The sequence below is a fragment of the Streptomyces sp. JLBG701 genome (assembly GCF_058544905.1).
In genome coordinates, this window is record NZ_CM178588.1 from 4,568,697 (window position 1) to 4,581,853 (window position 13,157).

The window sequence follows — 13,157 nt, forward strand, 5'->3', positions numbered from 1 at the left end:
CCGGCGGGCTTGTACGTCGCCGGCCACCCCGCCTACTTCTGCAGCACCGACAGGTCCTCGTCCGCTTCCGGCACCGCCACCATCCCCCGGTCGTCGGGCAGCGTCTGCACCGTGAAGCCCGATACGCCGTTCACCGTCGTCGTCCGGGTCCGGGCCGCGTAGACCGAGCCGCCCGACACCGGTTCCACCGTCAGCGCGTACGTGCCCTTCAGGCCGCCCGGCACCGGCAGTTCGACGTCCTGCGTCGTGCCGCCCTTGATCGTGTACGTCTTCGAGACCGCCGTACCGCCACCGCTGCCGGCCGACGCGGTGACCTTGACCTGCGCGGTGCGGCCGGGGGCCGTCAGCGACAGGGTGGAGCCCTTCGCGGTGTTGTCGACGGACGTCGCGCGCGTGCCGACCGCGCGCGTGGCGGGGATGAACGCCGTCTCCTGCTTGGCACCCTTGCCCCGTACGACCTTGAGGGCGGCGACGACCGGCACGGACCGGTCGCTGGGGGTCAGCACCAGGGAGCCCGCCTCGCCGCGCGTGACGTCGCCGAGGTCGACGGCGGTCGTCATGCCCGACTTGACGTGCAGTGTCTCGTTCCCGGCGGGTGTGATCAGCCCGGACGGGGAGGCCAGGCGCACCTTCAGGTCCGCGTCGGCGTCCCCGGTGGTGAAGGCCACCAGCCGCACCGACGTCGCGTCCTTCGGGATGCCCGGCAGGACGAGGCTGCCCGTCGGATCCGTGGACGCGGCGAGCCAGTCGCCGCCCAGCTTGTCGTCGAGGGCCTGCACCGCGGCGCCGACCCGCCCGCTGCGGACGGTGACGTGCACGGTGAGGTCGGTCTGTTCCTCGTCGGTCAGCGTGGACAGCAGGATCGGCTCGGTGGCGTGCGGCTGGACCGTGATGCCTTCCGCCACCGTGGACTTGAGGGCGCCGTCCTTGCCGTAGAGCTCGATGTCGACGACGGCGGCGGAGTCGTCGGGGTTGGTCAGGTGGACGTAGTCGGTGCGGTCGGCGGCGGTGCTGGCGCCCGGGAACCAGAACTCGGTGTCCGGAGCGGTGCAGTTGACGCCCAGAAGGCCGCGTCCGGTGCCCGCGGCGACCTCGGTGGTCTCCTGGACGGTCCAGCCGGGCGCGAACTTCCCCTCGGCGGTGCCGACCAGCGCGGGCGCGTCACCGCCGGAGGTGTCACCGATGGCCGGCTTCCCCGGGTCGGCGGGCTCCAGTACGGGCTTGTCCGCCTTCTTGCCGCTCTTCTCCGAGGCGCCGTCGGCCGACTCCCCCGTGGCGGACTGGAGTTCGGCCGTGCCGCTGCTCTCCGTGCCCTCGGTGACGGGCGTGAAGGATGTGTACGACGTCTCCGCGATGTCGGAGGTGCTGGGAGCCGGGCAGAGCAGGCTGGTGCGCTCCACGGGCAGCTGGGCGGCGGCCTCGGCCGTGGTGGAGCCGGTGGCGTCCGGCGTGGTGAGTGCGGCGAATCCGGTGACGGCGGCGAGCGCGGTCGCGCCGGCGATCAGGGACAGGGTGGTGCGGTTCACTGCTGGCTCCCGTCGGGGCGCTCACTGCCGTCGTGCGGATGCTGCTGAGCGGGGTCGTACGTGGGGTCGTAACCCTGCTGGTACGTCTGGTCGTACGACTGCTGCTGGGGCTGTCCGCCGTAGGTGTACTGGTCGTACTGACCACCCTGGTAGGGGTCCGCCTGGTACGGGTCGGCCTGGTACGACTGGTCGTAGGTGCCGGCCGGGTACTGCTGGGCGCCCTGGTACTGCTCGCCGCCGTAGGTGCCGTACTCGGCGCCCGTGTAGCTCGCCGAGTCCCACTCGCCGTAGGTCTGCTGCTGTGGGACGGCGACGGGGACCTCCTCCGGAGGAGGAGGCATGTCCGGGCCGAACTCGCCCGGTTCCCCGGCCTCGTTCGTCTGCTCGGCCTCCTCGGCCTCCGCCTGGGCGCGCAGTCGGCGGGCGCGGCGGCCCTCGCCTGCGACGGGCTCGGAGGGGACGATCTCCTCCTCCGGGAGGTCGTCGTCGATGTCGCGGCGCCGGCCGGGCAGCGCCATCACCACGAGGACGACGGCGAGGGAGCCCTGGACCCACAGCCACGCGGTGTGGCCGATCGGGTCGTCGAAGGTGACGTCCAGCGTGCCGCCGGAGGCGGGGAGTTCGAAGCCCTGGGCCCAGCCGTCGACCGTGGTCGGGGTGAGGGGCGCGCCGTCCAGGGTGGCGGTCCAGCCCTCGGCCGCGGAGTCGGCGAGACGCAGGACGCGGCCGTCCGCGCCGGCGGGAACCGTGGTGTGGATCTCGACGGGTCCGGCGGCGATCGGCTGCGGGTCGCCGGATTTCGCCACGATGGTCGCGCGGGCGACCTGGCGGTCCACCCGCCACAGGGCGCTGCCGTCCTGCTGGCTGAGCCGGCTCAGGCCGGGCGTGGCGTCCAGGACGCGGCTGACCTCGCGGGGCGCGCCCTTGTGGACGAGGACGTAGCGCACCGCAAAGCCGCCGAGTTGGTCGGCCTGGTCGGCGCCGGAGCCGGCGACGAGGTTGGCGACGACCTTGTCGAGCTTGGCGTTCTCGCCGTCGGCCGCGGCGAGTTCGGCGTCGCCGAGGCGGGCGCCGGAGCCGCGGACCAGGCTGTAGCCGACGTGGGCGCCGGAGTCGCTGTCGAGGACGAGGGTGCGGGCCTGGTCGCGGGTGCCGCTCTCCTCGGCGACGAACGCGGGCACCTGTACGGGGTCGCGTCGCTCGACGGGTCCGTCGGCGCCACGGATCATCCAGCCGGCGGCGACGAGCAAAGGCCCGGCGGCCGCCGTGAACAGGATCAGCGCGGCGACCGGCTGACGCCAGCCGAAGCTCTGCTCGGCCACGCGCGTGCGTGCCCCGTCGGCGCCGAGGAGGGCGGCGGCGAGGAGGGCGAGGCCGTAGACGAGGGTCGCGGGGCCGGCCCAGGTGGAGCTGTTGGACAGGACGGCGAAGACGAAGCCCAGGAGGGCGACGACCCAGGCCGTCCAGATTCCGAACTGACGGTCCGAGCGCAGCAGGGCGGCCAGCGCGGCCAGCACGATGCCGATGAGCATCAGCCCGTTGACCGTGCCGGGTCCGCCGGGACTGGCGCCGAGGAGGTCGAGGGCGGAGGCGGACCCCGAGCCGTACTCCAGGCCGGCTTCCCGGAAGAAGCCGAACGGGAGCAGCGTCAGCGACCAGGGCGCGAGGATCAGCAGCGGGGTGCCGAGCTGGGCCAGGAAGCGCAGCCCATAGGCCGTGATGTCGCTTCGGCGCACGGCCAGGAGCCCGATGCCCAGGAGCAGGGCGATGGGCCACACGATCGGCGTGAAGGCCGTGGTGATCGTCAGGAGCAGGGCGTACGCCCAGGTCGCACGCCAGCTGCCGCGCGCGTCCGAGGCGTGCGCCAGGCCGCTGGCCGAGATGCCCGCGCGCGCGATGAGCGGCAGCAGGATCGCGAGGACGGCGGTGCCGATGCGGCCGCCCGCGAGCGCGCCGGTGGCGGCAGGCAGGAAGGCGTAGACGACGGCCGCCCACGCGCGCAGCAGGCGCGACTCGACGAGCGGGCGGGAGGCGAAGTACGCGGTGAAGCCGGCCAGCGGCACCGAGGCGACCAGGAGGACGGTGACCGCGAGGCCCGTGGAGCCGAAGAGCAGGGAGGCCAGCATCGCGATGAGCGCGAGATACGGCGGTGCGGAGGGGCTGCCGCCCGCGCCGACGGGGTGCCAGGCGTCCAGGTAGCGCGCCCACAGCTCGCTGGAGTCGGCCGGGGCGGGCAGCAGGGCACCGCCCGCGAGCGCGCCGCTGCCGAGGAGTTCGCGGCAGGCGATGAGCGAGACGAACAGCAGCACCACGAAGAGCACCGGGCCGGGCTTGCGGGCGATGCGCTTGAGGCGGGCGAACTGCTCGATCTCCAGGAAGTCGGCGTCGTCGCCGCCGGGTCCGGACTCGACGCCGCCGCCGTGCCGGCCCGCTCCCGAGGTGGCCTCGGGGTCGGAGCTGCCGACCAGGTTGCCCGCGGCCTGTTCGATGGTGGCCCGGACGGTCGCACCGGGCGGCGGGAACAGCGCCCGCAGTTCGCCCTTGTCGACCTGCGGCTTGCCGCGCCTGCGCCGCCCGGCGATGATCCGCTCGGGTCGCAGCAGCGTGCCCACGAGGCCGCGGATCTCGTCGACGGCCTGTCCGGGGACCTTGCCGACGAGGTAGGCGACGGTCCTCAGCACCGTGCCGAGGACGACCCGCAGCAGCACCCAGGGCAGCATGGCCGTACGCGTGTTGACGAGCAGGGTGTAGACGGCGCCGGCCTTGTCGACCTTGTGCGGGGAGGCGGCGGTGCGGCCCACGCAGTCGACGGCGCGGCGCTCGCGGGAGGCCGCCTCGGCATGTCGTACGACCGCCTCGGGGGCGACGAGGACGCGGTGGCCGAGGGCGCTGGCGCGCCAGCACAGGTCGACGTCGTCGCGCATCAGGGGCAGCCGTCGGTCGAAGCCGCCGAGTTCCTCGAAGACGTCGCGGCGGATCAGCATGCCGGCGGTGGACACGGACAGCACGGGCCGCACGTGGTCGTGCTGGCCCTGGTCCTGTTCGCGGCGGTCGAGGCCGGTCCAGCGGCGGCCGGAGTGGGCGATGGTGACGCCGACCTCCAGGAGCTGCCGGCGGTCGTACCAGCCACGGAGCTTGGGGCCTACGACGGCGACGTCGTCGCGGCCGAGTTCGTGCTCGTTCTCCACGACCCGCAGCAACTGGGCCAGGGCGTCCGGCTCGGGAGCGCAGTCGTCGTGCAGCAGCCACAGCCACTGGACGGGCTCGCCGTGCGGGAGCTCCGGCATGTCGTAGGCGTCGTCGCGCCACGTGCGCGTGACGGGGTCCCAGCCGCTGGGGCGCTTCAGGTACGGCAGGTCGTCCGGGGTGAGGACGGGGGCCGTGCGGTTGGCCTCCTCGACGGCCTGGCCGAAGCCGGTACGGCGCGCGAGGTGCAGCACATGGTCGGCGCCGAGGGCGTCGGTGACCAGCTGTGCGGAGGCGTCGGCGCTGCCGGTGTCGGCCGCCATCACGTTCTGAACGGGGCGCTCCTGGCCGAGCAGACCGGCGAGCGCGTCGGGCAGCCAGCGGGCGCCGTCGTGGGAGACGAGCACCGCGGTCACCACATGACGCGGGAACTCAGGTGTGGCAGCGACGTCTTGGTGGGCTGCCGTGTGGCTGTGCACGGACATCGAGGTACGGGCCCCGGTTCGATGGAATGCGGTGGACGCCTGTGCCCACAGGGGGCAGCGGGGTGTCTTGGACGAGCGACCACACTATCGGCTGGGCAGCACGGCGGCCCGCCGCCTGTGGATAACCCACCCGCGACGGGCCGTTCGTTACGTAGGTACGAGAATACGTGGGGGTTTGTACCCCGGCGTACGTCAGACGGCGGCCTTCTTCAGCCGGCGGCGCTCGCGCTCGGACAGGCCGCCCCAGATGCCGAAGCGTTCGTCGTTGGCGAGGGCGTATTCGAGGCACTCGGAGCGGACCTCACAGGCGAGGCAGACCTTCTTGGCCTCGCGGGTGGAGCCGCCCTTCTCGGGAAAGAAGGACTCGGGGTCGGTCTGGGCGCACAGTGCGCGCTCCTGCCAGCCGAGTTCCTCGTCCGCGTCGTCGACCAGCAGTTGCTGCACCGTCTCGGTCATGTGCGCCCCTCGTCTGTCTTTCGCGTCCCCGTGATGTAGCCGTTACCGATTTCGGCTGAACGACACGAGTGAAATTACAAGTGTGCTGCTCCGGGCGAGTCAAGCCGAGATCTGCTATTGGGCCCCTTATTCACTCTGCGGAACCAAGGCCATGCAGAAAGTGTTCAAATCGGCATAAACCTTGACAGGCAGAGGAGACCCGTGAGGGCCTCCCGCCCGGCACAGGGCTTGTACAGAGGAGGACGCCCAGGAGTTCGATCTCGTTCCCACGGGGCTCGCGCGCCCGGTTGTGCGCCATGTGTCCCGGTAGGCGTATGAACAAACCTTTCACCTCGGAGATGAACCGGATGAGGTGAAACATGTCCCACATACCGGGCGTCGAGTTGACAGTGAAGGTGTGAACCGATTGCCTTGTGGGCATGCTCGCGAACTTGGCACTCACCTCGACCCGCTCCGCCGGGTTCCTCGGTGCTGTCCACGCTCGCTGTAGCTGTTGTTGCTGTTCCAGCTGTTGAGCCACACCTGCTCCAGCTGTCGGCCGAGTCGTCCGTGACCCGGGCGGGCCCGACCTCCGTTCCCCTCTGACCTTCTTTCACTGAGGAACCACCGCACTCCATGAACAGCGACAGCGACCTCCAGATCGCCGGCGACATCCTCGAAGTCCCCCACCTCCTCCAGGCACCGCGCGAGCACCCGGCCACCGTCGCCGACTTCGTCGGCCTGGCCCGCTCCATCGCCGCCGACCGCTCCCAGTGGGAACACCTCGTCCAGTACGACGCGACGAGCCGCTGGTACCACCGGCTGCGCACCGGCCCGGGCTACGAGGTGTGGCTCCTGTCCTGGGTACCCGGACAGGGCAGCGGGCTGCACGACCACGGCCGCTCGTCCGGCGTCCTGACCGTCCTGGAGGGGACACTCACCGAACGCACCGAGCGCGGCACGCGCGCGTTGAGCGACGGCGCCCAGCGGGTGTTCGCGCCGGGGTACGTCCACGAGGTCGTCAACGACGCGCTGGAGCCGGCGGTCAGCCTGCACGTCTACTACCCGGGCCTGACGGAGATGCCGATGCACGCCCCTCAGTGCACGGCCGCCGCACAGGTCTCGTAGGCAGGTCTCGTAACCGCCTGCCGCGTTGTCGTACCCGCCTGCAAGACTTGCTCCCATGCGCATTGTGGTTCTGGCAGGCGGCATCGGTGGTGCCCGGTTCCTGCGCGGTCTCCAGCAGGCCGTGCCGGACGCGGACATCACGGTCATCGGCAACACCGGGGACGACATCCACCTCTTCGGGCTGAAGGTCTGCCCGGACCTCGACACGGTGATGTACACGCTCGGCGGCGGCATCAACGAGGAGCAGGGCTGGGGCCGGGCCGACGAGACCTTCCACGTCAAGGGGGAGCTCGCGGCGTACGGCGTGGGGCCCGAGTGGTTCGGGCTCGGCGACCGGGACTTCGCCACGCACATCGTGCGGACGCAGATGCTCAGTGCCGGGTATCCGCTCAGTGCGGTGACGCAGGCCCTGTGCGACCGGTGGAAGCCGGGTGTACGGCTGATCCCCATGACCGACGACCGCGTCGAGACCCATGTCGCCGTCGAGGTCGACGGGGAGCGCAAGGCGATCCACTTCCAGGAGTACTGGGTGCGGCTGCGGGCCTCCGTGCCGGCCGAGGCGATCGTGCCGGTGGGCGCCGAGCAGTCGAAGCCCGCGCCGGGGGTGCTGGAGGCCATCGCGGCGGCGGACGTCATCCTCTTCCCGCCCTCCAACCCGGTCGTCTCCGTCGGCACGATCCTCGCCGTGCCCGGCATCCGCGAGGCGATCGCCGACGCCGGGGTGCCCGTGGTCGGCCTGTCCCCCATCGTCGGGGACGCGCCCGTGCGGGGCATGGCCGACAAGGTGCTCGCGGCGGTGGGCGTGGAGTCCACGGCCGCGGCGGTGGCCGAGCACTACGGCTCGGGGCTGCTGGACGGCTGGCTCGTCGACACCGTCGACGCGGGCACCGTGGAGCGGGTCGAGTCGGCCGGGATCCGGTGCCGGGCCGTGCCGCTGATGATGACCGACGTGGACGCGGCCGCGCGGATGGCGCGCGAGGCGCTGACGCTGGCGGAGGAGGTGCGGGCGTCTTGAGGAGAGCGTCAGAAGACTTGAGCGGGGCATCCGACGGCGGCTTCCCTGAAGCCTCCGCCGACGGCTATCGGGTGTGGGCGCTGCCCGGGATTCCCGAGGTGGCGCCTGGCGACGATCTCGCCAAGCTGATCGCCGCCGCCGAGCCGGATCTCCTCGACGGGGACGTCCTGCTCGTCACCTCGAAGATCGTGTCCAAGGCGGAGGGGCGGGTCGTCGAGGCGACCGACCGGGAGGCCGCCATCGACGCCGAGACCGTACGGGTCGTGGCGCGGCGCGGTGCCCTGCGGATCGTCGAGAACCGGCAGGGGCTCGTCATGGCCGCCGCCGGGGTCGACGCCTCCAACACCCCTTCCGGAACCGTGCTGTTGCTGCCCGAGGACCCGGACGGTTCCGCGCGCGCGATCCGGGACGGCCTGCGGGACGCCCTCGGCGTCAACGTCGGCGTCGTCGTCACCGACACCTTCGGGCGACCCTGGCGCGCGGGGGTCACGGATGTCGCGATCGGCGCCGCGGGCGTGCGCGTACTCGACGATCTGCGCGGGGGCACGGACGCGTACGGCAATCCGCTCAGCTCCACCGTCGTCGCCACCGCCGACGAACTCGCCGCCGCGGGTGACCTGGTCAAGGGCAAGGCGGCCGGGCTGCCCGTCGCCGTCTTGCGCGGGCTGTCGCAGGTGGTCGCCGACGGCGAGGGGGCACGGGCCCTGGTGCGTGACGCGCGCGACGACATGTTTCGGCTCGGGACGTCGGAGGCGGTACGGGAGGCGGTGACCCAGCGGCGTACCGTGCGGGCGTTCACCTCTGAGCCTGTCGATCCTGGGGCCGTACGGCGTGCGGTGGCCGCGGCTGTGACGGCGCCGGCGCCGCATCACACGACGCCTTGGCGGTTCGTGCTGCTGGAGTCCGAGCGGGCTCGGGGGGCGCTGCTGGATGCCATGCGGGATGCCTGGGTCGCCGATCTGCGGCGGGACGGGAAGAGCGAGGAGTCGATTGCCAAGCGGGTGCGGCGCGGGGACGTTCTGCGTGACGCGCCTTATCTCGTGGTGCCGTGTCTTGTGATGGACGGGTCACACACGTACGGGGACGCTCGGCGGGACGGGGCCGAGCGGGAGATGTTCGTCGTCGCCATGGGGGCCGGGGTGCAGAACTTCCTGGTCGCGTTGGCCGGGGAGCGGCTCGGGTCTGCGTGGGTTTCCTCGACGATGTTCTGCCGGGATGTCGTGCGGGAGGTGTTGGCGCTGCCGGAGGGGTGGGATCCGATGGGGGCCGTTGCGGTCGGGCACGCGGCGGAGGAGCCTCGGGCTCGGGGGGATCGGGATGCCGGGGCGTTCATCGAGGTGCGGTGACGCTTCGCTGGAGGTGCCGGGCGCCTATGGTTTTTTTGGGGGGTTCGGATATGGCGCACCGACTGTCGTTTGCATCGCACGCCGTTGTCGTAGGTAGCGCCTAGTCTCGTTGGGTATCCCCTGCACCCCTTACACCCCTAGGAACTTCGCCGTGGCAGGACGATTCGCTCCCCGGACCACTCGTACGACTGTGCGTGGTGGGCATGTTGCCGTGGCCTCGGGTGTGCCTCGGCAGGTCCGTGTGCCTGGGCGGGTGCGGACTGTCGTGCCTGATGGACCGGTGGATCTTGGGCTGGTGCTGGGGCCGCTTCGGCGTGGGCCCGGTGATCCTACGTTTCGGGCGATGCCCGACGGGTCCGTGTGGCGGGCCAGTCTTACGCCCGCCGGGCCTGGGACGCTGCGGGTCGCCGTGTCCGGGAGTGAGGTGCGTGGGGAAGCTTGGGGGCCGGGGGGCGAGTGGCTGTTGGAGCGGTTGCCGGAGTTGCTCGGGGGTGCCGATGATCCTGGTGCCTTTGAGCCTCGGCATCGGGTAGTCGCCCTTGCGCGGCATCGGCGGCCTGGGTTGCGGCTGACTCGGACCGGGATGGTGTTGGAGTCCTTGATTCCGTCCGTGTTGGAGCAGAAGGTCACGACCGATGAGGCTTATCGGGCGTGGCGGTCGCTGGTGCGGAAGTTCGGGGAGCCTGCGCCTGGGCCCGTGCCTGTGCCCGGGGGGATGTTTGTGATGCCGGCCGCTCGGACGTGGGCGTTGATTCCGTCTTGGGAGTGGCATCGGGCCGGGGTCGACAACAAGCGGGCCTCGACGATTTTGCGGGCCGTGCGGGTTGCTGCGCGGCTGGAGCAGGCGGTGGGGATGGAGGCGGAGGCTGCGCGGGCTCGGTTGGAGGTTGTGCCGGGGGTTGGGCCGTGGACGTCTGCGGAGACTGTGCAGCGCAGTCATGGGGCCGCGGATGCGGTGACCGTGGGGGATCTGCATTTGCCCGGGATTGTGGGGTGGGCGCTTGCGGGGGATCGGGATGCGGATGACTCCGTGATGTTGGAGTTGTTGGAGCCTTATGCGGGGCAGCGGCATCGGGCTGCTCGGTTGATTCTGTTGAGTGGGAGGACTCCGCCGCGGCGTGCTCCGCGGATGCCGCGGGGGGATATCGGGCGGCTTTGATCTCGCCCCCGCCGCCCCTACCCGTCCCATCCCTGGGGGCTGCGCCCCCAGACCCCCGCTGCCGGCCCTGAACGGGCCTTGTCCTCAAACTCCCCCAGAGGGGGGACCCCCAGACGGGCTGAGATTCCTGGACCGGCGCTGAGAAGCCCCGGCAAGATCCAGCCCGCCCACAGCAGCGAACCTCACTGGTCCGAAGAGAACCGCACCGCCCCCGCCGGGATCCTCGCGTCGCACCACACCCGTACGCCTGATCTCAACTCGTTGTCGGGGCCGATCACCGCGCCGTCGCCGATTACCGTGCCGGTGAGGATGGAGCGTTCGCCTACTCGGGCTCGGGTGCCGATCAGGGAGTCGGTGATGACCGCGCCGGGTTCGATGACGGCGCCGGGGAGGATCGTCGAGCCGAAGACTCTCGCGCCCTCCGCTACGAACGCGCCCTCGCCCACCACCGTGCCGCCCGTCAGCTTGGCGTCGGGGGCTACCCGTGCCGTCGGGAGTACCAGGCGGTCGCCGCAGCGGCCCGGGACCGCCGGGGACGGGGCTCGGCCGAGCACGAGGTCTGCTGAGCCTCGGACGAAGGCGGCCGGGGTGCCCAGGTCCAGCCAGTACGTCGAGTCGACCATGCCCTGGAGGTGGGCCCCTGCCGCCAGGAGGTCCGGGAACGTTTCGCGTTCCACCGATACCGGGCGGGACTGCGGGATCGTGTCGATCACCGAGCGGCGGAAGACGTACGCCCCCGCGTTGATCTGGTCCGTGACGATCTCTTCCGGGGTCTGCGGCTTCTCCAGGAAGGCCAGGACCCTGCCCTCCTCGTCCGTGGGGACCAGGCCGTATGCGCGCGGGTCCGTCACCTTTGTCAGGTGGAGCGAGACGTCCGCGCCCGTCGTCTCGTGTGTGCGGACCAGCGCCCTGATGTCCAGGCCGGTCAGGATGTCGCCGTTGAAGACCAGGATCGGGTCGTCCGGGGACGAGTGGAGACGGGGGGCCACGTTGCGGATCGCGCCGCCCGTGCCCAGGGGTTCGTCCTCCGTGACGTACTCGATGTGCAGGCCCAGCGCCGAGCCGTCGCCGAAGTACGGCTCGAAGACCTCCGCCAGATAGGACGTCGCCAGGACGATGTGGTCGACGCCCGCCGCTCTCGCTCTCGCCAGTTGGTGCGTGAGGAACGGGACCCCGGCAGCCGGGACCATGGGCTTGGGGGTGTGCACCGTGAGCGGGCGCAGCCGGGTGCCTTTGCCGCCGACCAGGAGGATCGCTTCTGTCACCTGTCGTCTCTGCTTCCTGCCGGGACCGGCCGAGCTGTCGCTCGGCCGGCCAGTGTATGCAGACCGTTCGATCAGTTCGATGGCGCGTTTCGATGGCACGTTCGACGGCGGTGGCGGACCTCATCGTCCCTGGTAGCGCGCCGCCGTGGAGCGGGCCGAGCCGAGCTTGCCGTACAGCCGCCGGCCTGGGCACTGGGTCGCGAAACCGTCCCGGTGACCGGAGATCACATTCAGTCGTACATTCCTTCCCTTTGGGTAGAGATTTCCACCGCCGGACTTCAGATATGTCTTTCCGCGCGGGTTGACCCGGTAGAGGCCGAGCTTCCACGCCGTGAGCCGGGCGATGGCGTTGACCGCCGCCGACGACGGCTTTACGGAGTTGAACGTACCGAGGACGGCGATCCCCATGCTGTTGGTGTTGAAACCGAGAGTGTGGGCGCCCATGACCGGCTTGGCCACGCCCCCGGCGCGTCCCTCGTAGATGTTTCCGCACTTGTCGACGAGGAAGTTGTAGCCGAGGTCACGCCAGCCGCTGCTCTTGACGTGGTAACGGTAGATACTGCGGATGACGGACGGGGCTTGTGAGCACCAGTAGTTGTTGCCGGCCGCCGTGTGGTGCACGAAGGCCGCCTTGACCTTCTTCGTGTAGACGAACTTCTTCTCCCGCCACTTCTCGTTCGCGCCCCAGCCGCGCCGCGTGATGATGCGCGGCCGCGGACCGATGTACGGTTTCGCCCGCTGCGCCTCTGTCAGTTCGGCGCCGGGCAGGGTCACCAACTCCCGTTCGGTCGCCGCTCTGCCCAGCGCCGGGATCACGGTCGCGCCGAGCGGTACGAGCTCGGTGTTGGCGGCGGACGCGGCCTGGGCTGCGGTCGTCTCGGCGGAGAGGACGCCCGCACCCGCGCGCGGGGCCCTCGCCGGAGCGCCCTGGGGGAGGGACTCCGACTCTTCGCCCGGGTTCACCAGTTCCAGGCGCAGGCCCGACGGGAGAGGGGGCGCCGCGGTAAACGCGGTTACCGTGCGGCTGCCCCTGGCCGTTTCCTCGACCCGGGTCGCCGCCGCTTCCGGCTCCGCACGCACGCGTACCTCCACGCCGTCCGAGTCCCCCACCCACAGCGGGGCGGTCGAGCCGCGCACCCGGCCCGAGGTGCGCTCGGCCGTGTCGGGGTCGGGCGCGTGGTCGGCGTTGTGCGTCTCCACGTCCTGCCAGCCGGACCAGGCGCCCGTCTTGGCCGCGCGGGTGCGGACCTGGACGCGGCCGTGCAGTTCGGTGTCCGGGTTGTCCCAGATGACGCCGACGAGGGAGAAGTGCCGTACGTCCCGACGGGGCACGCCCTGTTCGGCGGGACCGCCCAGGACACGGTCGTGGGTGAGGGGGGTCAGGGGCAGCGACTGGGTGCTGCCGAGTACGTCCGGCTCGGCCGCCCGGGCTGACGTCGTGGCCGCTTCCGCGGCCGGCGCCGGTCTCGCGGTCGCCGCGGTTGCGGGCAAGGTCAACGGGAGGGCGAGAGCCGCCGCACACGTGACGCCGATCGAGGAAGCTAGGAATCCACGCATGCTCCTGATCTTGGACATAGTCATACAAATCTGTCCATCGGGGAACTGACGGGGC

The 13,157-nt window shown here is 71.3% G+C and carries 9 protein-coding genes; 4 read left to right on the forward strand and 5 right to left on the reverse strand.

Going from position 1 to position 13,157, the window contains the following annotated elements; translation table 11 throughout:
• Nucleotides 1-32: 32 nt before the first annotated feature.
• The 3 genes from AC5DRG_RS20925 to AC5DRG_RS20935 form a co-directional block, all read right to left on the reverse strand.
• Complete coding sequence (locus AC5DRG_RS20925; RefSeq protein WP_491812088.1) at nucleotides 33-1,526, reverse strand: DUF5719 family protein; 1,494 nt, start codon at nucleotides 1,524-1,526, stop codon at nucleotides 33-35.
• Nucleotides 1,523-5,197 (reverse strand): glycosyltransferase family 2 protein, encoded by a 3,675-nt coding sequence (locus AC5DRG_RS20930; RefSeq protein ID WP_491812089.1) that lies wholly within the window; start codon nucleotides 5,195-5,197, stop codon nucleotides 1,523-1,525. Before AC5DRG_RS20930 ends, AC5DRG_RS20925 begins: the two co-directional genes overlap by 4 nt.
• A 192-nt stretch (nucleotides 5,198-5,389) precedes the next feature.
• Nucleotides 5,390-5,653, reverse strand: coding sequence for a WhiB family transcriptional regulator (locus AC5DRG_RS20935; RefSeq protein ID WP_010034659.1), 264 nt, complete (start codon nucleotides 5,651-5,653; stop codon nucleotides 5,390-5,392).
• Between the two features lie 615 nt (nucleotides 5,654-6,268).
• Between AC5DRG_RS20935 and AC5DRG_RS20940 the strand changes: the two genes are divergently transcribed.
• The 4 genes from AC5DRG_RS20940 (at nucleotide 6,269) to AC5DRG_RS20955 (ending at nucleotide 10,280) form a co-directional block, all read left to right on the forward strand.
• Entirely contained in the window at nucleotides 6,269-6,760 is a 492-nt protein-coding gene (locus AC5DRG_RS20940) for a cysteine dioxygenase (protein WP_491812090.1), read from the forward strand.
• A gap of 55 nt (nucleotides 6,761-6,815) precedes the next feature.
• Complete coding sequence (gene cofD / locus AC5DRG_RS20945) at nucleotides 6,816-7,775, forward strand: 2-phospho-L-lactate transferase (RefSeq protein ID WP_491812091.1); 960 nt, start codon at nucleotides 6,816-6,818, stop codon at nucleotides 7,773-7,775.
• 17 nt (nucleotides 7,776-7,792) lie between these two features.
• The gene (locus tag AC5DRG_RS20950; protein WP_491812092.1) at nucleotides 7,793-9,121 is read left to right on the forward strand and encodes a coenzyme F420-0:L-glutamate ligase; all 1,329 of its coding nucleotides are present in this window, start codon (nucleotides 7,793-7,795) and stop codon (nucleotides 9,119-9,121) included.
• Nucleotides 9,122-9,272: 151 nt separating this feature from the next.
• Nucleotides 9,273-10,280 carry a DNA-3-methyladenine glycosylase family protein gene (locus AC5DRG_RS20955; protein WP_491812093.1) on the forward strand — a complete coding sequence of 336 codons (1,008 nt, stop codon included), beginning with the start codon at nucleotides 9,273-9,275 and terminating at the stop codon, nucleotides 10,278-10,280.
• 182 nt (nucleotides 10,281-10,462) lie between these two features.
• Here the strand turns inward: AC5DRG_RS20955 and manB are convergent, their stop codons facing one another.
• Nucleotides 10,463-11,545 (reverse strand): mannose-1-phosphate guanylyltransferase, encoded by a 1,083-nt coding sequence (manB, locus tag AC5DRG_RS20960; RefSeq protein WP_491812094.1) that lies wholly within the window; start codon nucleotides 11,543-11,545, stop codon nucleotides 10,463-10,465.
• A 120-nt stretch (nucleotides 11,546-11,665) separates the two neighbouring features.
• A complete protein-coding gene (locus AC5DRG_RS20965; RefSeq protein ID WP_491812095.1) occupies nucleotides 11,666-13,102 on the reverse strand; it encodes a peptidoglycan recognition protein family protein in 1,437 nt (478 codons plus the stop codon).
• Nucleotides 13,103-13,157: the final 55 nt, after the last annotated feature.

Bases quoted from the DNA above. Each gene is read 5' to 3' on its own strand.
- AC5DRG_RS20930 (WP_491812089.1), bottom strand. From the start codon at position 5,197: ATGTCCGTGCACAGCCACACGGCAGCCCACCAAGACGTCGCTGCCACA.
- AC5DRG_RS20935 (WP_010034659.1), bottom strand. From the start codon at position 5,653: ATGACCGAGACGGTGCAGCAACTGCTGGTCGACGACGCGGACGAGGAA.
- AC5DRG_RS20940 (WP_491812090.1), top strand. From the start codon at position 6,269: ATGAACAGCGACAGCGACCTCCAGATCGCCGGCGACATCCTCGAAGTC.
- cofD (WP_491812091.1), top strand. From the start codon at position 6,816: ATGCGCATTGTGGTTCTGGCAGGCGGCATCGGTGGTGCCCGGTTCCTG.
- AC5DRG_RS20965 (WP_491812095.1), bottom strand. From the start codon at position 13,102: ATGCGTGGATTCCTAGCTTCCTCGATCGGCGTCACGTGTGCGGCGGCT.